Genomic DNA, 21,423 nt, shown 5'->3' on the forward strand with positions numbered 1-21,423 from the left:
TATTAGTTATTGTATCATATTCACATTCTAAACTCTAGTCAAAGCATTATTTTCAAAATATTCTAAATTTACAAAAACTTTTATTAATTAAAAGCTTTCAGCATATAAAATTGCACATATTATTAACCACTTATTTGAGGTATCTGATTTTACAAGGGATATTACCTATTAGTTATCAAAATTTGAAATTTGACCAATTTATATTGGGAATAAAATATTAAAAATAACTAAGAATAAATTAATAAGCAAACTTTGTTACATTTACAAATTTAGTAGAATAATAGGAGGAATATCATGCATAAGAAATTAATTCGTTTAGTAATACTCATAATACTTATAACAATATCAATGAGTAATTTAGCATATGCACAAGTACCATCTAAATCTATACCTTATGGTCCAAGGATATCAGATTTACAGAATAAAGAAGATATTTTAAATAGTTTAGAACAAATCAAAGTCATACGAGCAAATTTAGTCGTGCTTAATTTAAAAGCAAACACTCCACCTGAAGAGCTAAGAACCTTAGATTCAACTTTACAGCGTGATATTAATCAACTTCGAACTATTCGAACCAATTTAGTAAATCATGCCGATAAATATGCAAATTCAATTTCTGATGTATTCTTTGCAGAACAAATTGTAATTATAGCTAATTGCTATATTGTGAGCTTAAAACATCAACAATTATTAATAAGGGGACTAGAAAACAATGTGTCAGAAGCCTCAACCCTATTTTATTCAACTTATATGATACCAATATATTACTACCTTACATTAGGTGATGAACAGATAGCTTATACTCAAACATATACTGTGGTTTCATAATTAATTCTAAATATAAATTTAGGATTCTGATCAAAGATTATATGAGTTTGAGTAATAATTTCTTTCAGTAGTTCGATTCTTCTATGGGGCACCAAGTAGTGAAAACATCAATGTTTGGAATGTATGAAACGTTGATGTTTTTATTATATTCCCACACTATCTTTGGATAGGTATTGAGATTACTTATCTAAGAATACCTGTTAGTATTCTATATAATTTATTAATTGAGTTTATATATAATTTCAATAAAAATCTTTTTTAATTTAGCTATCATTACTTATTTTTTTATTATAAGTTGTTGAGTAAACGAAATTTGTGAAAAAATAATTTGGCTAAAATCCCAAACACATCTAGGGAAAATTGTGTATCTAAATTGGGGACTGTGTAGTGTCAGCCCCCAATAAAAAACACCTTTCATATTATTTCACTCTATTCATTATTGTTTTTCCAGACATTGTTCATAAATTCAGAATACTATACAACCTTATATATATTTCTTTGGATTTTGTAAAATTGTAATTATACCTCTATTATCAATTTTTAAACTTGTGTTTTCTATAGGACTTACATTATTAACTAGGTTCATTCCAACAGCATAAAAGTCATTAGCTAACTCTTTCAAGTCTAAAATAACTGTACCAGACATAATTCCCTTATCAATTAATTCTTTAGCTTCAGGAATCCCACCAATTCCAAAAACCGGTATAAAGTTCGAGTTTTCGCCTGTATTATATCCATATTTTTGAAGTGCTTCAGCATCACCTATTGCCAAGTCATCAGAATTAGCAATTATCGCCTCAACTTTTCTACCATATGTTAGGTATATATTTTCAATATCACTTTTAGCTACTTCTTTACTCCAATCAGTGTTTAATGATATAAATTTTTCTGTTTTTATTCCAGAGTTCTCAATTGCTGAAATAGCGCCTTGTGTTCTTTGATTTGATATTAAGTCTCTCATTGGACCACTCACAAGAACATATTGTAAAATACCATCACCATTTTTATCTATAATACTTTTATTCTTCCATAAATATCTAATCATTTCATAGCCAAACTTTTCATACTCACATCCTAAATGGCTAAAAACTTTGACCAAGTCATCATAGGTAGTATCACCCTCTTCATAATTAACTCTTATATTTAACCTTAAAGTAAATCTCCAATCATATTAAACAAAAACATATTTACATAAAAGTCCTACTCTAATATAACTTTCTTCTTGTAAAATTAATGAAATATTTATTATTGATATCTTTAAATGATTAATTGTTCATATGCATATCCTTCTTCTACTTCATGACTTTAATATCTTACTTCATAAAATAGTTATCATGTTTGTAATCTAATAAAATATTGAATAAGTTTTATATAAAAATCAAACACTAACACTATTTAAAACAGGGTACCTGGAGGAATAAAAATGAAGACATTTAAGAAATTAATCTCATTTCTTTTGTTTACAATAGTTACTACCATATTAACAACAAATTTTATAAACAATGTATATGCTACTTCTATTTTAAATAATGATTATAGAAAAATAGCTAATATCGCAATATTATTGCGTAGTTTTGATGATCCATTTGAGATACAACTTAAGGAAAATTTAGAAGATATTCAACTGAAAAATAAAGATAAAATGACATTTACTTTCTATGATGGAAAAAATAATTCAGCTCTACAAACTGAAACGCTAAGTTCTCTCGTTAATCATAATATTGACTTATTTATAATTATTCCAGCTAATCCAAGTGAGGACTTAGTAAAAGACATAATTATTGGAATTAAACAAAAAAATATTCCACTAATTCTAATAGGAATATCTCCTCAGATAGTATCAAGCGTATATAAGGATTACAACAAGGTTGCCTTTTTCTCAGAAAATACAGGTGAAATCAGCAGTATTCAAGGCGAAATACTTATAAACTTATGGAATACCAACCGAAGTATTTTGGATAAAAATAATGATAATATTATGCAATATGTTCTATTACAAGGTAAATCTAATAATCCCGTAGCAATCGAAAGAACTAACAATGTTATTACCACGATTAATAACTCAGGAATAAAAACAGAGCAGCTTGCTCTGGTAAATGCCGATTGGTCTCAAGATATTGCTAAAACTTCTATTGAAAACTTATTTCTTAGATATGGTACTAGAATTGAAGCAATAATTTCAAACAATGATGCTATGGCTATAGGAGCTATTGAGGCATTGCAAAAATATGGATATAACAAAGGTGATAAAACAAAAAATATAGCAGTTGTTGGAATTGATGGACTTCCTGAAGCAAAAGATTTAATTAATAAAGGGCTTATGACAGGCACTGTTATTCAAGATGTAAACTTCTTAGCTAATGCACTTTATACTATAGGAATGAACTTAATTAATAAATTAAGTCCTATAGAAAATACAAACTTTAAACTTCTTGAGGGAGAAATTATAACTCCGCAACTCTATCAGGAATATATAAAAAAATAAATCAATTAAGAGGTAGACAATTATTTTGCCTACCGATCTCCATCCCCTAATGTCATTATCTTAACGGCTATTTAGGATGGACTTAGAATTATTACTGATAACTATGTCATATTCCTCTCTTCTATTTAATTCTTTAAAGTCATCATGTTTTCCTAATTCAATCTTCTGGCTTTAAATTTACTTTTAAACATTACTTTTCTAAATAACAGAAATTTATTTCAAAGCAATAATTTTATACAATATATCAAAATCGTTAATGTTATATTTTCGTTATGAATATAAAATATACTTACAAAGTTGAAAATGGTTTCACAAAAAAGTTTAACTCAATAACGCTTTAAGTAAGCCATTATAAACTAATTAATTTAGTTGTGCTTATCTTAAAGTACAACTAACCATAAATATTATGTTTTCAACATATTAAAACGAGGTGATATTTTGTTTGGAAAAGATTTTATGCTAAATGGAGAAACATCAAGAATTCTTTATAATGATATTGCAAAAAATGCCCCTATTTACGACTTTCATTGTCATCTATCCTCTAAAGAAATATATGAGGATAAAGTATTTAGTAATATTTCTGAGATTTTTCTTGAATTTGACCATTATAAATGGAGAGCCATGAGATATGCTGGTATACCTGAAAAGTATATTACTGGCGATGCATCAGACAACTTTGATAAATTTAGGATGTGGGCAAGAACCTGTGAGAGGTTAATAGGAAGTCCACTATACCACTGGACTAACCTAGAATTAAAAAACTTTTTTGGTGTTAATGAAATTTTAAAAGAAAGTAATGCTGAAAAAATATATGATCATTGCAATAAAAAAATACAGTTGGAGGATTTATCTCCAATAAAGTTCATAAAAAACTCTAATGTAAAACTAATTTGTACAACTGATGATCCTTCTGATAATTTAGAATATCATAAGAAACTCGCAGAAAAGAAAGATTTAGGATTTAGGGTACTTCCAACTTTCAGACCAGATAAAGCTCTTAATATTTTAAATGAAGGATTTATAGATTATTTAAATATCTTATCAAATATTTCTTCAATTAAAGTTACTAGTTCTTATACAACATTAATTGAAGCATTAAAAGAGCGTATAAATTATTTTCATGAAGCAGGTTGCAAACTTTCTGATCACTCTCTTGAGAGTTTATCTTATTTCTCTACTACAGAAGAAGAAGTGTCAGAGATATTTAAAAGAAGATTATATTTGGATAAGGTATCTCCTGAAGATGCCGAAAAATTTAAGTGCTATACTCTTAAAATTCTCGCTAAAGAGTATCATGAAAAAGGATGGGTTATGCAGCTTCATATAGGAGCCATGCGAAATAACAATGAAACAATGTTTAAAAAACTTGGACCAGATTCAGGTTTTGATATTATGAATGATTTTAATGTAGCAACTTCCTTATCAAAACTTCTTAATGAGATCAATGAAAATTCTAGACTTCCCAAAACAGCAATTTATACTTTAAATCCAAAAGATAATATTGTTCTTTCTTCACTACCCCACTGCTTTGGAGAGGATGGAATTAAGGGAAAAGTTCAATTTGGTGCTGCCTGGTGGTTTATTGACCATAAAGAAGGTATTTATGAACATTTAAAATCTATAGCAAGCCAAGGAATGTTAGCTTACTTTATTGGTATGCTTACAGACTCAAGAAGCTTTTTATCTTACGCAAGACATGAGTATTTTAGAAGAATATTATGTAACTTTATAGGTACACTCGTTGACAATGGAGAATTTGAAAACGACTATGAACTTCTTAAAGAAATCACTGAAGGCATCTGCTATAAAAATATTAAAAATTATTTAGAGTTGGAGGATTAATAATATGAAATTATCATTTAGATGGTATGGAGCTGACGATGCAGTTAAGCTTCAATACATTAGACAAATTCCAAGTATGGACAGTATCGTAACTGCAATTTACGACGTTCCTGTCGGAGAAGTTTGGAGTAATGAGAGCATACTTAAATTAAAAGCTGAAGTTGAAAGTGTAGGATTAAACTTTGATGTTATTGAAAGTGTTCCTGTACACGAAGACATTAAACTTGGGTTACCTACAAGAGATAAATACATTGAAAATTATAAAGAAAACATAAAACGCCTTGCAAAAGCTGGGGTTAAAGTAATTTGTTATAACTTCATGCCTGTATTTGATTGGACTAGAACTCAGCTTGATAAAGTTTTAGAGGATGGTTCAACTGCTCTTGTTTATTACAAAGACCAATTAGAAAAAATGGATCCTCTTACTGGTGAGTTATCACTTCCAGGTTGGGATTCAAGCTATACAAAAAACCAACTTGCGGATTTATTTGAGCAATACTCAAAAGTAGATGAAGAAGTTTTATGGAGTAACCTTGAATACTTCTTAAAACAAATTATTCCAGTTGCGGAGCAAAATGATATTAAGATGGCAATTCATCCTGATGATCCACCATATAATATTTTTGGACTTTCAAGAATAATTACAAACGAAAAGAATTTAGACAGATTCTTAAAATTAGTAGACAGTAAATACAATGGTCTTACTTTCTGTACAGGTTCTCTTGGGTCAGCTAGCTTTAATGACATCGTAAAAATGGTAGATAAGTATTCTGCCCAAGGACGTATACATTTCATGCATGTTAGAAATGTTAAACTTCTTGAAGATGGAAGCTTTGAAGAAAGTGCTCACTACTCACCTTGCGGCTCTTTAGATATCGTTGAAATTATGAAAGCACTTCATAAAAACAACTTTGATGGATATCTTCGTCCTGATCATGGAAGAATGATTTGGGGTGAAACTGGAAGACCTGGATATGGTTTATACGACCGTGCTTTAGGTGCTATGTACATTACAGGAATATGGGAAGCTCTAGAAAAAACTAATAAATAAAGGAGATAAATAAAATGAAATTACCTTTTAATATAGATTTAAATAATAAAGTTGTAGTAGTAACTGGTGGTGCTGGAGTACTAGGGAGCTCTTGGGTTGACGCTCTAGCTGAATGTGGTGCAAAAGTAGCTATACTTGATAGAAGTATAGAAAATGCAGAAAGAAAAGCAGCTGAGGTTGTTGCTAATGGAAAAATTGCTTTAGGTGTTCAAGCTAATGTTCTTGATAAGACAAGCCTTAAGAAAGCTCATGAAATAATTTTAGAAAAGTTTGGTCCTTGTGACATTTTAATAAACGGTGCTGGTGGTAATAATCCAAAAGGTACAACTACCAAAGAATATTTATATGAAGAAGATTTATATGAAGAAAATAAAGATCTTGTAACTTTCTTTGATCTTGATGAAGATGGTATTAGATTTGTATTTGATTTAAACTTCCTTGGAACTCTACTTCCATCACAAGAGTTTTCAAGAGATATGATTGGTAAAAAAGGATGCAGCATTATCAATGTTTCATCAATGAATGCTTTCACTCCACTTACAAAGATACCAGCATACTCAGGTGCAAAATCTGCAGTATCAAACTTTACTAAGTGGCTCGCAGTTCATATGTCAAAAGTTGGCATAAGAGTTAATGCTATAGCTCCTGGCTTCTTTGTAACAAAACAAAATGAGGCACTTCTTAAAAATGCAGATGGAAGCTATACTGAGCGTTCTCATAAAATATTAAATGCTACTCCAATGAGTAGATTTGGTGAAGCTGAAGAACTTATAGGTGCACTTTTATTCTTAGTAAATGAAGAAGCTTCAAGTTTTGTAAATGGTATAGTTATACCTATTGATGGTGGTTTCTCAGCTTACTCGGGAGTTTAATAAAAAAATGAAATGATTGTAAAAAGTAGCAGACTAATATTACTAATATATTAAATGTCATACCTCCGTAAATGAAAAAATTCATTAGATAATATTTTAGTTCTGTTACCTTTCACATATACAAATCTTACTCTAATATTCACAAGATCATGAAAAAGACTCCTTTGTTTTATATTCCAAAGGGGTCTTTTGTTAATTTCTCATGATCTTTATACCTAATTAATTATACTTAAATATACCAACTTAAGTGTATATTGGTGTATCTCTTCAAATGCATTCTCTTCCAATTCTTAAACATTAAATTGATAATTTTATATGTTTTTTCCTCTTTCTCTAAGAAAGTTCAATATTTTATCCTTACTTGTATTCATAATAAGGGCTTCAGGCATATTTATCTCTTTGAGTAACTTCTCGGCTTCATTAAAGCCCCCAATTGCAAAACATGAATGAGCATCACTGCCTACTACAATTTTTACACCATATTCTTTGCAAAGTAATGCAATCTTTTTGCAAATTACATCACTTCCTTTTCTCTTAACAGAGAATGATTTATTATTTATTTCTATAAGTATATTTTTTTCTTTTGCTTTTTTTACTATTTCTTCTTCATATATAGGGAACTTTGGATTTCCTATATGACCTAAAATATGTAGGTTAGGATTATCCATTGTATTTAAAAACATTGTGGTATAAACTTCCCGACTCTTCCCAGTTTCTACAACTGGATCATGGAGACTTGCTATAATAATATCAAGCTTTTCTTGCTTATCTATTGATAAATCAATATTTCCATCACTATCAAGAATATTTGCTTCACACCCATAGAGCATCGTAACGCCATATAACTCCCTTGGCATAGCATCAAAAGTATTAAAATACCATTCATGAGGTCCACCAGGCATTTTAGGTCCATGATCAGTTATTCCTAACAGCTCTAATCCTATTTCACTAGCATATTTTGCATTTTCCATTGTAGTACAATGAGCATGCCCACTATTTATAGTGTGTGTATGTAAATCAAAAACTAAATTCATAAAGCCTCTCCTTTAACATTGTTTACTCTGATTATAAAAACTCCAATTTCTGTTTGGCTAAAACTTAGTAAAAGTTATAAACTTTATACTCTGTAGTATAGTTTATAACTTTTACTAAAATATATCTTCAACTATTTTGATTTTTTTATAGAAATGTTGCTCTTACGTTTTATTAATGCATTCTTATTAGATTATTCATTATCTTAATCGGCAAGAACTTTAACTACCACTTTTTTCACTTTTTTAGACTTTTCTACATTTATGGATGGCATATGACCATCTTCTGGAGTAAATATAATAAACATTCCCTCTTGAACAGTAACAAAGTCTCCATTTGCTGTACCAAATAAAATATCTTTTTTCGAATCATAATCAATAGTAACTTTTATGTTATCTACATTGGTATATCCCATTTTTTCTGAACCCTTAATCATATATTGAACATCTATGTATCTCTTATGCGCTTCCCATAACACACCTTCCATTGATTTAGTTTCATATTCCGAAACCATAGCATAAACGTCGTTATTTTCAATTTGATAGTTTCCTGCTTCTAATTCTGTTAAATTAATATTACTTAAGTATTCAAGAGCTCTTTGTATCTTTACTCCAAGCCCATAATAGCATTTTCCATTTTCTAACTTATCAATAACCATAGAATTTCACCTCTAAATTTTATAAATTTTGTTTTATAGTATTCATTATTTCACTGTATTCTTCATCATTCAAATATACTTTTCCAGGATTCATTTCAAATGTGCTTCCCCAGTTAAGACCATTTTCATACTTAGGTACTATATGAAAATGAAGATGAGGCAATTTATCAGAATATGCTTCATAATTCATAATATCTTCTCTAAACTTACATTATAATTTTTTTAATATCTCTTTTACAAATATATTCATCAATAGCATCAGCAACTATTTTTGATACTCTAACTGCCTCTACAACTGTTTTAGCTCCAGTTACAACATCGCCAGAAGCAAACACACCTTCCCTCGTGGTTCTTCCGCACTCGTCAGTAATTACTAAACCGCCACGATTCACTTCTATGCCTTTTGAACTTGAAACTATGTTTGTTCTAGGCTTCTGTCCTATTGCTAAAATCACAGAATGACATTCAAAAATTGACTCTGTTCCTTCTATTTCCTGTATCACTTCTTTTTCCTCATCGTCTATGCCGGCTACTTCAGTCTTAATATATTTCACACCATTATCAACAACCTCTAATGGTGATTGATAAAAATTAAATCTAACACCTTCAAGCTTTGCGTACTCAATTTCGACTTCATCGGCTTGCATACTGCCGGCGCCTTTTCTATACATTATATAGACTTCCTTTGAACCACTTCTTAAGGCAGTCCTTGCAACATCCATTGCTACATTCCCTGCCCCTATTACACATACTCTTTTTCCCAAATCGTATACTTCTGGACTCTTTAAATAATCAATTGCATAATGAACATTCCCTAAAGTTTCTCCCTTTATTCCTAATCCCTTGGGATTCCAAACTCCAGTGCCAATAAATATAGCTTTATAACCGTCTCTAAATAAATCATCCACTTTTATAGCTGTACCAATTAAAGTATTAGGTCTTATTTTAACTCCCATGCTGATTAATTTGTCTCTAAGTTTATCTAAAATAGTTTTGGGTAATCTGAATTCTGGAATTCCATATCTTAAAACTCCTCCTATTTTATCATGCGCTTCAAAAATAGTAATATCATAACCTTTAGAAGCTAGAATAATAGCAATAGTAATTCCTGCAGGTCCTGATCCAACAATTGCAACTTTATTATTATTATTATTATTTTTCACCTCTGAAGAAATAAAGTTTAAATAGTAATCTGATATATAATGTTCTACCATACTTACTTTAATCGAGTTTCCCTTCTTTCCCAATACACAACTACCTTCACACTGATTTGAATGTGGACATACTAGCGAGCACACTACTGAAAGTGGATTGTTATTAAAAAGCATTTCTCCAGCTTTTATAATACTTCCTTCTAAAAATAACTTCACAACCTCATTAAAAGATGTATTAACAGGACATCCGACTTTGCATAATGGTTTTTTACATTTCAAGCACCTTTTAGCTTCTTCAATAATAATATCTGCCATAATCTAACTCCCCCGATTACATATAAATATACAATTTCAACATTAAATTTGTTTATAATAGTTCTCACTAATCATTTAAAGAAATATATACACTTTACTTTTTATTATCCATATAATATAAATTCAAAAAAATGTTATTATTACTGCATAGCTTTCAAACATTGTTCATATTTCTGCTTATTTAAATTTGATTTAGATAATAGAAAAACATCCTTAATAAGGATGATCTTCTATTTGCTTTGAATTTTTCTTAATTTATCGTAATATTGTTTTTAGGTATTTCATTTAATTCCCTATTAATAACAGGCAAAATCTCTTTTGGTATATTAAGTTGTGAGATTTTAGACATCCTATCTATAGACGTTACTCCCATCATTTCCTGCATTCTTGGGCTATCTGCCATATGACTAAAATACTTTAAAAATATTGCCTTTGCTGCTTCATTTTCATACAATTCTTTTATTGTATCAAAAGTTGAGTAATATCCTTCTTTAAGGTTAACTTCTTGAACATTAGTTAAATCAAATTTTTCAAACCAATTCGTTACAAGACCTTTATCTTCAACTTTAACATATACATAGCTTTTATCCACTTCAGAAACATGATTAATTATCATGTGATCTTCATAAATAATTTCTGCTTTGTCATAACCTTCAGCTCTTATGATATTTTCTCCTAAAGCTAATTTAACATCCTTTAATGTCTTAATTGCTTCATTTGAATTTATTTCCCCTATAAATTCTTCATTGACAAAAAGTTTTATAGTATCTAAATTTGATATTACAGTTATGTCATTTAAAGCTTCATGCCTATTAACAAATCTCTTTCCTGCTAAATGAACAAAAGGAACATTTGACCAATTAGCCTTATATAAATAAAAAGCATCTTTTTTAATCTTTCTATCTATAGTAACAAAACCTTTTTGATTTTTACCCTTTTCTCCGCCTTCATTTCTATTAGAACTTCCAAAATCGAACATATTCCAAACATATCCACCTAAAACGAAAGGTTTTTCATTAATTGTCTTAAGTGCATTATCATGAAATAACATTTGATATTCTTCTGTATAATCCTTAACTGTTGGATTATAAGAATGGAACTTAGGATTAGTATCTACTCCATATTCCGAAACTAAAACTGGAATATTTGGTCTTGCCTCATGGAATTTTTCAAGTCTTTCTCCTAAATCCTCCATTTTTCCATAATACCAACCATAATATAAATTATAGCCAAGTACATCAGTTATCTCATTTAATGGACTTTCATCTTCAACTGAATAAATATTAGCTGAAGCAGTAACTCTGCTTGAATCTAATTCCTTAGCTATAGCTTCAAGTTCTCTAACCTTTTCATAAATTTTTTCATTTTCAACTGCTATTGTAATTTCATTTTGTACTCCCCAGCAGTATATTGAACTATGATTATATGCTTGTTTAATAAGTTTATCTAACTGTTCTTTAGCATTTTTGTTTTCTTCATCTGTAGTTGTAGGTACACTTATAAACGGAATTTCTGCCCACACAAGCATACCCTCGCGGTCGCAAAGTGTATAAAAATAATCATCATGTTGATAATGGGAAAGCCTAATGCTGTTAGCTCCTATTTCTTTAATTAGAGACATATCTAAATCCATATGTTCTTTTGTTATAGCATTTCCAACCCCACCAAAATCTTGATGACGGCTAACTCCATTTAATTTTACAGGCTTACCATTTAGAACTACTCCTTTATCTGGTGTAACTTCAATTTTTCTAAATCCTATTTCTATATCTCGTACATCATAAACTTCTTTATCACAGATTAGTTCAGCTTTTAAGGTATAAAGATAAGGATTTTCTACTCCTTGCCAGCAAATTATATCTGAAATTTGTTCTGATAGTTCAAAGTCAGAATCCTTTTCTACTTCAATATCAATAGTTTTATTTAATACTATTTTTTGTTCCTTATCACAGAGATTAAACTTTATTTGTACATTTTCTAATTTAGCCAATTCATTTACAACTCTACCACTTACTTTAAATTCAAAGGTATTTTCATTAATACTGTTTTGTGTTAAATATATTCCATCCCTGCTACCATCCAACAAGTCAAAATGTACTGCTTCAGTTATTATAAGTTTCACATCACGATATAAACCACCATAAAACGTAAAGTCAGCCATTAATGGATATACATCTTCATGTCTGCTATTATCCACCATTATAGCTATAAGATTATCTCCACACTTTATAAAGGAATTTAACGCAACTCTATACATTGAAAATCCGCATTTGCTGCCTCCTGCTAGTTGTCCATTTATATATACTTCTGAAACATTACCAGCTGCTCCTATTTCTAAAAATAGGTTTTTCTTAATCTCGTCCTCGCTAATATTAATTTTTCTTTGATACCAGCATTGACCTCTGTAAAAACCGCCTTCTCCAGACTGTCCATCTTCTGCATTCCAGCAATGAGGCAATATTATGTCATCAAACTCCGCAATTTCTTCATTAGAATTTTTTACATCATTTATTTTTGTAAATTTCCACTTTTCATTTAAATCAATTATTTTCATACTATTCACCTATTCTAATATAATATTTTATTAATTTTTATACGTTCTCACTTTTAAGCTCTTTCCCATTTTCAACTGACTCATCAGTTTTATTATCACATATTTCCTTGTATGCACCGTGATCTATTCTATAAAATTCCATAGAAATTACACTTACTAAGTCACTAAATAAAGGCGCTGCTAAATATAATAACAATGTTGTCCAAAATAGAGTATTAGTTGGTTCATCATCTGTAAAGTAAGCCATTTTCAATTTTATAATAAAGATATTGTTTGCACACCGTTTAAGATTAATATCAATATGTCTTTTATTAATATAAATATATCTAAATCTCAAGTTCTTCTTAAAATATAGATTTTGTTATTGTGTTATTAACATGATTTATAATTATTTTGTTTCTATAATCTATAGGAGTACAACCATATTGCTTCCTAAATACTTTATAAAAATAACTGTTATTGGTATAGCCTATTTTATTTATTATTGTCTCTATAGTCATATTAGTATATTCAAGCAAATTACAGACTTCCGACATTCTAATTTCCATGAGCAAGTCTTTTAAATTCTTTCCAAATTCCTTTTTAATAAGATTACTTAAATAACTAGGGTGAAAATGAAAATGTTCAGCCATTCTTTTTAGATTGGTATCCGTAAAATTTTCCCTCAAATAATTAAAAACTTCTTCTTTTATTGCTTTATGGGACTTATTAATAAATTCTTCATTACTTTTAGTTATGGCTCTTGAAAGCTCCACAAAAAGTATTAACAAATATCCATTTATTGCAGCTTTGGATCTTGTGCTTTCTGAAAAATATTCTATTAACAAATTCTGCAGAATTATATGTAAAGTTGTTTCTTCTTTAATATGATATTTTATAAAATTTTGTGTAGTATTCATTGAATACAGAGTATTAACAATAAAATTTGAAATATAGTTATCATCAGAAAGAAGATGTATGAACACACCGTCAAAGAATTTAGGAGTAAGTAACATATTTATTATTATATTATTTTTATTAATAGCTTCTGATGAATGTTTAGTATTCTTATCAAAAATGCAAAAGCCCCCTTTTTTCATCTTATATTTTTGGCCTTCAATACTTTGCACTAACTCACCTTTTAAAACATATGTAATTTCAATATATTCATGTCTATGTTCACTAATATTGCAATATCTGAGTTTTCTTTTTATTGCAAATTTGGCCTCAGTTAATTCCTCATTTGGAAAAGATGTATTTATACCTTCTTTGTCCTCATTAATAATTATCTTACTCCCATTATCATATTCACCTATATTAGAACTAAGTCTATAATTGCTTCTTATTATATTCTTTTCTGCATTTGTATCTTCATCTAAATATTTAATCAGTTCATCAAAGTCGTTAATTTTCATAAATCTTGTCTCCTCTAACTGTTATTATCAACATTTGATACAGGTACCAACTTTTTAAGAATTCACCTCCATTTTTTAGCTAACAATTTTAGAAATATTTTTTTTTTAATAATCTTGTTTAAAGTAACCTTTATATTTATGATTTTCCTCCAGAAACTGCCTTAATTGATTTGTATTTTCATTTAAATAATCCAATAATAATGGTTCAATTGCTACACTATCTCTATTTTTTATTATATAAAAGATTTTTTCGTTCTTCTCAACAAAATACTTACTGCCGTATTTTAAGTCTGGTATAAATCTAAATCTATTATAGTGAGTGCTTATCTTAAGTATAGTTTTCCAAATTTTTTTAAAATTCACACCTGAAAATATTATCTCATGAAAATTACTATCCAATAGGTTGAATTCCATTTTTTTATCCTGCTTTTCTAAAATAAATTTCTGCTCTATCAAATTTCTCTCCAGCTCAATTAACTTTTCTTTTGGAAAACTATCACAAGCCAATTTTAGTACTTCTTTTTCTAAATGATAGCTCATAAAAAATGCTTCTTCAATATATTCCATTTTCAATAGCGAGACATATGTACCTTGTTGAGGTTTTACTTCTATTAGATCTTCTTCTCTTAATCTAATTAATATTTCTCTAATAGGAGTTCTTGAAATATTTAATTGTTGTTCCAACTCTGATTCACTAATTTTTTGACCTGGCCTAAGTTCTAATGACATAATATTGCTTTTTAAAACTCTATATGCATATTCTTTAGCGTTTTCGTTTTTAAGCCTTTCTGAAAAATTCATAACTCCTCCCACTTTAAAATATTAATAAAATCTCCCATTTGCTGTACCAGATAAAATATCTTTTTCTGCATCATAATCAACTGTAGTTTTCATATCTCCTACATTTGTATAGCCATTTTATCTGAACCTTTAGCCATATATTGAATATCTATGAAATAAATTCCCAGCTAAGATTCTTCAATTTCTAGCTGAGAATTTATTTAAATTGATTTATTATTTAATCCATGCCCCATCATTACCTAATGTATATCCATCAACACTAGTATTGGCTAACATGGCTCCTGACGCATCACAATAGTACCAATTTCCATTATCGTTAATCCATCCAGTTTTCATATCTCCCGATATATTTAAATAATACCAAGTCCCATTATCATTTATCCAGCCTGTAGCCATAACTCCATTAGATTTTATATAATACCACTTTTCGTTGTCTTTCATCCATCCAATAAACTTAGTTCCATCAGCCTTAATATAAGACCAAGTACTATCTGTATTTTTTAACCATCCAGCTTTAGCTGCACCTCCAACTACTACCGCTGCTCCAGTTGTTGTATTTTGAGTTGCACTTCCAGCCGCTCCAGCTGCTGGCTTATTATATATAATTGAATATGCATTTTTATCTTCATTCCATACAATTACATTATTAGTTCCGCTCATAGATATTTTATTCATAGATCTATCTACTTTGTATTGTTTTACAAAAGCATTTTTAGTTTGATCATATGCGTAAATATATCCTTTACTTACAGCCCATAAATTACCAGAAGGTTTTGCAATGGAGCTTGAACCTTGTTCAATATCTAGGCTATCATCGTCACTCTTATCTATGTATCTATATCCGTTCTTTTGTTTTAAACTAATAGTTTCTGCATATACTTTATTGTTTGTAATATCCAGAAATAAACTAGTCATGCCTTTTTGTCCTGATAATATCATTGGTTGAGCATATCTACTACCAGTTTTAAGTCCTAATACATCTTCACTATTTCCATCCTCATCTGTAGGAAAATAAATTTCTGAAGTCTTAGGATACTTAATTCCATCTATTGTGTCTGAAGCCTGTTCTTTTGAAAAATTCTGTATTACTTTTACAGAACCATCCCCATTAGTTGCCACCTTATGCTTATTATTACCGCTTCCAAAATATACATCTCCTGTTACAACTCTATATGTACTATCATCCGAGCCTTTTACTTTTTTGTATATAGTAAGGTTAACCGTTCTATACATATCACTATACCCCTCAGATAAGAATGAGTTTCCGCCAACTTCTCCAACCTCTGCTTTTAACTCATAAGTTACTCCATCATCAATTATCTCATAAGTTTTATAAGTATTATGAATTTTCACGCTAGCACTTGTTGTTGAAACTGTAAGATTTCCTAAATTATAATCTGCATCAACATAATTTCCATCCAAATCAGAATATATCATTGAAGTTGATTCACTTTTCCCACTAAGCTTATCTCCAATTAGAATATCATTTAATTTATACTTATAATGAGACCATTTTCCTGAAAATCCATCAAGATATGGATAACGTGAATCTGCTCCAGGTCGTTTTTGAGTTGGTTGAGGAGTTGTATTTTCATAAAAACTTTCTTCAAATCTTCCATCATTATCCTTTTTAATTTTTTTCTTTAATTTCTTTGCTGCATCATCAAGCTGAGTTTGGTTCAAATCATCCTCTATAATTTTAAAGTTGTTATTCATATCTAAGTATTTTTCATCATAATCACCAACTGGTATATACTGACCCTTAGCTGCGTCACCAAATTGTGTATCAAAATCACTTGAATCTAAACCATCTATTTTATTAAACTTTCCATCAGCTGTAGCACTGTATATGCTTGTATCATCATTATCAGCTTTGTATCCATAAACTAAGAACACGCCATTTCCATAAGCTTTAGCACTTTGAACAGTTCCATCTAATGTTTCAACTGTCTTAACATCTTCAGCCATTGCTGGTACTGCTGACATAATAGACGTGGCTGCCACCAGTAAGCTTATAACATTTAAATTTCTTTTTAACATAATTAATTCCCCCGAATTCATAATTATTATTTTTAATATAGTTGCTTATAAGCAAAACGTTTTCACTTTTATACGTATATTCTATATTGTTGACAATAATATAACATTAACTATTTTGATATATTGTATAAAAATATTGCATTTAATATATTTTTATTAACATAATTATGTTTTCTATAGCTCTTAAACTACTTATATAGCTTGAAATTTATTTTTTACAAGAAAAAGAGCCTGCACTTTAGTCCAATAGCCCCATTTTCATTTTTAAAAAAGCTGCCACAAAACTAACTCTGTTAATTTTGCAACAGCTTCCTTATATATCTCATAAATTTCAACTATAAATTAGTTAAATCTTCATGTGATGTAATATTTTAAATTAAAGCTACTAAAAAGCATTAAGTTTATCTAATTCTAAAGTTTTATATCATGTTTCTTTAGCCATTTTATAGCTAAATCAAACCATATTTTACATCCATGATTCATATCTTCAGCCCTAGCTGCTGTGGTTTCATCACAAAGCGATAATCCATGTACCCCTGTTTCAAATATGTGAAGTTCATAAGGTACTTTATGTTCGCTTAGCTTTGATGCAAAATTTAATGAGTTAGTTACATAAACAACTGAGTCATCAGCTGTATGCCAAATAAATGTTGGTGGAACTTTTTCTGATACATAAGTCGCAGGACTTGCATTCATAAGTTCTTCATCTGACGGATATTCTTTTCCAAAGGCTGCTTTATTAGCAAGCACTGCAAATTTTTTAGCTCCCTCATTATTAGTACTTACTCCTTTTTTCATTGCCATATGATCTGTTACACCATAACCAATTATAATTGCATTAGGCTTAAACAATTCGCTATCCACATTAAATTTTTCTTTTAATAACTCATCCTGCCAATGCACTCCCAAATTAGCTACAACATTTCCACCTGCTGAAAAACCGCATAATACAATCTTATCGTTATCTACAAGCCAGTTTTCTGCATTTTCACGTACTATAAGCATAGCTTTTGCTATATCAAACAGAGGTTGTGGATAAGCAGATTTATCATTACCCTTTGGTGGATTTTTACGATCCATAACCTTCTTACCAAAATATGTGTTATATCTAAGCACAATTGCATTATACCCTTGTGCAACAAATCTCATTGCTACTGGTTCAGCTTCTCTATCCGTAGTTGCTAAAAATGCTCCACCTGGGCAAACTATAATTGTTGGCCTTTTTTTATCATATTTAATTTCTTCTGAATTATTAGGAATATATGTTTCTATAAAACCATGTTCATTATCTTCCCAAAGTTGTATTTTTTCACAAATCATTGTTGTTCCTCCTAGATTAAATTATTTTTATCCAAACATGCACTACTCAAATGACCCACCATTGAGTAGTGCTTTTTAAATTATTTAATTAACTAATACCATTTCTTCTTCTTTCTAATTCATCTTGTATTTCTTTAAGTGCTTCTTGAGTCATAGGATATAAGAAAAATAATATTAAGAACATTATTATATAACCTATTGATGGAGTTAGTACTGCAAAATTTCTAACTTTCTCTGCTACTTCTGCAGTTTGCTCAGGTGCTTTTGCAACATAACCAATTGCACCTAATACAAAGGCACCAGCTCCCCCGGAAACAGCTTGAGCTACCTTTTTAATAAACGAATATAAAGCATAAAGTGTACCATCTTGTCTCTCTTCTGTAATATATTCCTGATAATCAATTGCATCTCCAACAAATGCCCAAAGAGTAAATCCATAAAAACCATATCCTAAATTAGCGATATAATTTAATACAACAAATACAAATGCATTATGTATAGGCACTAAGAAAAGTACTAGATATAGTATTGATGAAATTAACAATGCTATAGATGCAGATTCTTTTTTACCAAATTTCTTAGTAAGTTTTGCAACTAAAGGCGCTACTATTACTATATTAAGGAGACCTAACATGCCTCCTATCCCCATAGCTGCTGTATTGTGGAAATAGTCTTTATATAAATATGTTGACATAGCTCCTGAAATTGATTGTGAGATTAATGATACAACCGCCATACCTGTTACGCACATGAATGGCTTATTTCTTCCTAAAGCTTTAAATGAAGCCCATAGATTTATTTTAGGTTTATTAGCTTTTTCAACTACAAATACACGTTCAGTTATTGTTTTATAAGAAATAACATAGCAAATTGTTGCAAGGATGCCTAGTACTATTGTCACTATAAAAAATCTTTCTGAACTTGCTTTATTATTTATGAAAACAAACATTGGAACTAAAGATATTGTTGAAGTAGCACCAATTGCACTTCCCATACCTCTAAAGGTTGAAAGAGCAGCACGTTCAGAAGATTCAGCTGTAATAACTGATGCTAATGCTCCATAAGGTATTGTAACACAGCTATATACTGTACCCCAAACAATATAAGTTATAAGAGCATACGCAATAGCTACATTATTTGATATCCCTGGTATTTTAGTAAACATAAGTACAGTTGCTATTGCAAGTATAGGTCCAAAACGTATTAGCATTGGTTTAAATCTACCATTTGGACTATTTTTACGTGAATCTATATATCTTCCAATTGTAACATCAGCAAAGGCATCCCATACCTTTCCAACCATTAATATTATCCCTACAACCGCTGGTGATATAAATAATACATCTGTATAAAAAACCATTAAAAAAGCTGTGGTTATAAAATACAATAAATCGTCACCTATTTCACAAAACAAATATCCTAGCTTATCCCTTAAACCAAATTTTCTAACCGAAGTATTATCATTAGTATGATTTATAACTTGTTCACTCATTTATAATTTCCCCTTTTCTTTCTTATGTAATGCTTTTCTTAATTATAAAATAATAATATCCTTTACACACCGTCCAAATTAAATACCACTACGTTTTTTATTAAGATTATCCTCATTTGCATCCACTTATTGTTTTCGAAAATTAAATACCATATTATTTTTCTACTGCTATAGCTCCTTAATTAAATCACTAATAACTTCATCTAGTTCTTTCAAATTACTATCTATTTTATCTCTATTACCACAATTTACTGCATTTACGATAGTTTTTGTAAGTTCATGAGATCGTCTTTCTATTTCATATCGTCTTTCTAAATCCTTTGAATGATTAGTGCTCATTAAACGTTTTAAATATTTGCCTAAGCTGCATGAAGTATGATCCTGTATATCAGTTTCCTTTAACTTTGCAAAACCCCATACTCCATTATAAGCCTTCCACTTTAATAATAGATGTTGTGCCTTAATTGGCCTGGTTGACTGTTCCCCGCTTAAATCCTTAAAATAAGGAATAGCTTTATTTCTAATATTTTCAACCATTGAACTTATATTATAAATCCCTTGTCCAGTTTTCATGCAGGCTTCACTTAATAGCTTAGTTTGGTTGTTAATTTCGTTTAATCTTGAAGCTGTTTCTTGAGTTACCGCAGTTTGTTCTTCAATATTTGCTGATATATTTTCAAAGTTTGACTGAATACCATTTAAGCCTTCTCCCATTTTATCCATTGAGAGAGTTGCTTCATTAATATGTGCCTTTCCACTAGAAAATACATTAACTACCTCAGTAATAGCATGTGCAGAATTATCAATATCTTCTCTTAAGTTTTTTACCATTTTTCTTACGTAATTTACCGATTCTTTAGAATTATCCGCTAACTTTTTAATTTCGTCGGCAACTACTGCAAATCCCCTACCCGCTTCGCCTGCTCTTGCTGCTTCTATGCTAGCATTTAATGCCAACAAATTAGTTTGTTCTGCAACTTGACTTATTATATTAACTAGAGCATCAATTTCTCTTGTACTCTCAACTACACTATGCATTTTATTTTGAACCACACTGATTTCTTGAAAAGATTTGCTAATATAATCAAATGATTCGTTAATAGTTTTAATAGATGTTTTAGAAGTTGAAACAGTCTCTTCTGTTATACTCAAGGAACTTTGAACATAGTCAGCTACCTCTTCAATAGCTCGACTCATTTCTTCACTACTTACCGATACTTCTTCCATTGATTTTTTTTGAATGGATATATTATCAATCATGTCTTTTACATAATCCATTTGAGTAACAAATTCTAAAATATCAGTATTTAGTAAAAATTGTTCCCTAAGTTGAGAATTTTTCAATTCTAGAAGCTTATTAATCATCAGCTCCAATTCACTATCGCCTTCCAAATACCCATTTCCAGTATTTTCGTAGTTTTTATTGACTTCATAAACTCTTTTAAGCTCATTAATTAAATTACTTCTCTCAATATCTACATTATTACTTATACTTTTTTCTTTTTTTGAACCAAACATAATTACATCCACCTTTTGTATAATAAATAATTTATTCTTGAAAATACTCTGCCTACCATTATCAATG

The 21,423-nt window shown here is 29.6% G+C and carries 18 protein-coding genes; 5 read left to right on the forward strand and 13 right to left on the reverse strand.

From position 1 onward, the window contains the following. Positions 1-294: 294 nt before the first annotated feature. Positions 295-828, forward strand: coding sequence for a hypothetical protein (locus CLCHR_RS10020; protein ID WP_079439574.1), 534 nt, complete (start codon positions 295-297; stop codon positions 826-828). Positions 829-1,312: 484 nt separating this feature from the next. Here CLCHR_RS10020 and CLCHR_RS10025 read toward each other — a convergent pair whose 3' ends face one another. Then, the gene (locus tag CLCHR_RS10025) at positions 1,313-1,927 is read right to left on the reverse strand and encodes a substrate-binding domain-containing protein (RefSeq protein WP_242966009.1); all 615 of its coding nucleotides are present in this window, start codon (positions 1,925-1,927) and stop codon (positions 1,313-1,315) included. Between the two features lie 324 nt (positions 1,928-2,251). On the opposite strand from CLCHR_RS10025, the gene CLCHR_RS10030 reads away from it, so the two are divergent. The 4 genes from CLCHR_RS10030 (at position 2,252) to CLCHR_RS10045 (ending at position 7,078) form a co-directional block, all read left to right on the forward strand. Further along, positions 2,252-3,313, forward strand: coding sequence for a galactose ABC transporter substrate-binding protein (locus tag CLCHR_RS10030; protein WP_079439576.1), 1,062 nt, complete (start codon positions 2,252-2,254; stop codon positions 3,311-3,313). Positions 3,314-3,751: 438 nt separating this feature from the next. Next, positions 3,752-5,155: a glucuronate isomerase gene (uxaC, locus tag CLCHR_RS10035; protein ID WP_139376222.1), complete on the forward strand. Its 1,404-nt coding sequence runs from the start codon at positions 3,752-3,754 to the stop codon at positions 5,153-5,155. Between the two features lie 4 nt (positions 5,156-5,159). Then, positions 5,160-6,206, forward strand: coding sequence for a mannonate dehydratase (gene uxuA, locus CLCHR_RS10040; RefSeq protein WP_079439577.1), 1,047 nt, complete (start codon positions 5,160-5,162; stop codon positions 6,204-6,206). A gap of 14 nt (positions 6,207-6,220) precedes the next feature. Then, the gene (locus tag CLCHR_RS10045) at positions 6,221-7,078 is read left to right on the forward strand and encodes an SDR family oxidoreductase (protein ID WP_079439578.1); all 858 of its coding nucleotides are present in this window, start codon (positions 6,221-6,223) and stop codon (positions 7,076-7,078) included. Positions 7,079-7,389: 311 nt separating this feature from the next. Here CLCHR_RS10045 and CLCHR_RS10050 read toward each other — a convergent pair whose 3' ends face one another. From CLCHR_RS10050 to CLCHR_RS10100, 12 genes are all read right to left on the reverse strand, one after another. Further along, positions 7,390-8,112: a phosphatase gene (locus CLCHR_RS10050; protein ID WP_079439579.1), complete on the reverse strand. Its 723-nt coding sequence runs from the start codon at positions 8,110-8,112 to the stop codon at positions 7,390-7,392. A 203-nt stretch (positions 8,113-8,315) separates the two neighbouring features. Continuing rightward, a complete protein-coding gene (locus tag CLCHR_RS10055; protein WP_079439580.1) occupies positions 8,316-8,768 on the reverse strand; it encodes a NanQ anomerase/TabA/YiaL family protein in 453 nt (150 codons plus the stop codon). Positions 8,769-8,787: 19 nt separating this feature from the next. Next, positions 8,788-8,958, reverse strand: coding sequence for an HIT family protein (locus CLCHR_RS24755; protein ID WP_169896783.1), 171 nt, complete (start codon positions 8,956-8,958; stop codon positions 8,788-8,790). Between the two features lie 16 nt (positions 8,959-8,974). Next, entirely contained in the window at positions 8,975-10,237 is a 1,263-nt protein-coding gene (locus tag CLCHR_RS10060; RefSeq protein ID WP_079439581.1) for an NAD(P)-dependent oxidoreductase, read from the reverse strand. Positions 10,238-10,487: 250 nt separating this feature from the next. Beyond that, positions 10,488-12,791 (reverse strand): glycoside hydrolase family 2 protein, encoded by a 2,304-nt coding sequence (locus CLCHR_RS10065; protein WP_079439582.1) that lies wholly within the window; start codon positions 12,789-12,791, stop codon positions 10,488-10,490. 37 nt (positions 12,792-12,828) lie between these two features. Further along, positions 12,829-13,038, reverse strand: coding sequence for a hypothetical protein (locus CLCHR_RS10070; protein WP_079439583.1), 210 nt, complete (start codon positions 13,036-13,038; stop codon positions 12,829-12,831). A gap of 97 nt (positions 13,039-13,135) precedes the next feature. Continuing rightward, entirely contained in the window at positions 13,136-14,185 is a 1,050-nt protein-coding gene (locus CLCHR_RS10075; protein ID WP_079439584.1) for an AraC family transcriptional regulator, read from the reverse strand. Between the two features lie 105 nt (positions 14,186-14,290). Next, on the reverse strand, positions 14,291-14,986 hold the full coding sequence (locus CLCHR_RS10080) for a GntR family transcriptional regulator (protein ID WP_079439585.1): 696 nt from the start codon (positions 14,984-14,986) through the stop codon (positions 14,291-14,293). A gap of 213 nt (positions 14,987-15,199) precedes the next feature. Further along, complete coding sequence (locus CLCHR_RS25450) at positions 15,200-17,026, reverse strand: N-acetylmuramoyl-L-alanine amidase family protein (RefSeq protein WP_278336996.1); 1,827 nt, start codon at positions 17,024-17,026, stop codon at positions 15,200-15,202. A 411-nt stretch (positions 17,027-17,437) separates the two neighbouring features. Further along, complete coding sequence (locus CLCHR_RS10090) at positions 17,438-18,346, reverse strand: alpha/beta hydrolase (RefSeq protein ID WP_079439586.1); 909 nt, start codon at positions 18,344-18,346, stop codon at positions 17,438-17,440. Between the two features lie 88 nt (positions 18,347-18,434). After that, entirely contained in the window at positions 18,435-19,838 is a 1,404-nt protein-coding gene (locus tag CLCHR_RS10095) for an MFS transporter (RefSeq protein WP_079439587.1), read from the reverse strand. Between the two features lie 168 nt (positions 19,839-20,006). Further along, positions 20,007-21,356, reverse strand: a complete 1,350-nt coding sequence (locus CLCHR_RS10100; RefSeq protein WP_079439588.1) for a methyl-accepting chemotaxis protein — start codon at positions 21,354-21,356, stop codon at positions 20,007-20,009. Positions 21,357-21,423 lie beyond the last annotated feature (67 nt).

Source organism: Clostridium chromiireducens (genome assembly GCF_002029255.1).
Classification (GTDB): domain Bacteria; phylum Bacillota; class Clostridia; order Clostridiales; family Clostridiaceae; genus Clostridium; species Clostridium chromiireducens.

Bases quoted from the DNA above. Each gene is read 5' to 3' on its own strand.
- CLCHR_RS10020 (WP_079439574.1), top strand. From the start codon at position 295: ATGCATAAGAAATTAATTCGTTTAGTAATACTCATAATACTTATAACA.
- CLCHR_RS10030 (WP_079439576.1), top strand. From the start codon at position 2,252: ATGAAGACATTTAAGAAATTAATCTCATTTCTTTTGTTTACAATAGTT.
- uxuA (WP_079439577.1), top strand. From the start codon at position 5,160: ATGAAATTATCATTTAGATGGTATGGAGCTGACGATGCAGTTAAGCTT.
- CLCHR_RS10045 (WP_079439578.1), top strand. From the start codon at position 6,221: ATGAAATTACCTTTTAATATAGATTTAAATAATAAAGTTGTAGTAGTA.
- CLCHR_RS10050 (WP_079439579.1), bottom strand. From the start codon at position 8,112: ATGAATTTAGTTTTTGATTTACATACACACACTATAAATAGTGGGCAT.
- CLCHR_RS10055 (WP_079439580.1), bottom strand. From the start codon at position 8,768: ATGGTTATTGATAAGTTAGAAAATGGAAAATGCTATTATGGGCTTGGA.
- CLCHR_RS24755 (WP_169896783.1), bottom strand. From the start codon at position 8,958: ATGAATTATGAAGCATATTCTGATAAATTGCCTCATCTTCATTTTCAT.
- CLCHR_RS10060 (WP_079439581.1), bottom strand. From the start codon at position 10,237: ATGGCAGATATTATTATTGAAGAAGCTAAAAGGTGCTTGAAATGTAAA.
- CLCHR_RS10065 (WP_079439582.1), bottom strand. From the start codon at position 12,791: ATGAAAATAATTGATTTAAATGAAAAGTGGAAATTTACAAAAATAAAT.
- CLCHR_RS10070 (WP_079439583.1), bottom strand. From the start codon at position 13,038: ATGGCTTACTTTACAGATGATGAACCAACTAATACTCTATTTTGGACA.
- CLCHR_RS10075 (WP_079439584.1), bottom strand. From the start codon at position 14,185: ATGAAAATTAACGACTTTGATGAACTGATTAAATATTTAGATGAAGAT.
- CLCHR_RS10080 (WP_079439585.1), bottom strand. From the start codon at position 14,986: ATGAATTTTTCAGAAAGGCTTAAAAACGAAAACGCTAAAGAATATGCA.
- CLCHR_RS25450 (WP_278336996.1), bottom strand. From the start codon at position 17,026: ATGTTAAAAAGAAATTTAAATGTTATAAGCTTACTGGTGGCAGCCACG.
- CLCHR_RS10090 (WP_079439586.1), bottom strand. From the start codon at position 18,346: ATGATTTGTGAAAAAATACAACTTTGGGAAGATAATGAACATGGTTTT.
- CLCHR_RS10095 (WP_079439587.1), bottom strand. From the start codon at position 19,838: ATGAGTGAACAAGTTATAAATCATACTAATGATAATACTTCGGTTAGA.
- CLCHR_RS10100 (WP_079439588.1), bottom strand. From the start codon at position 21,356: ATGTTTGGTTCAAAAAAAGAAAAAAGTATAAGTAATAATGTAGATATT.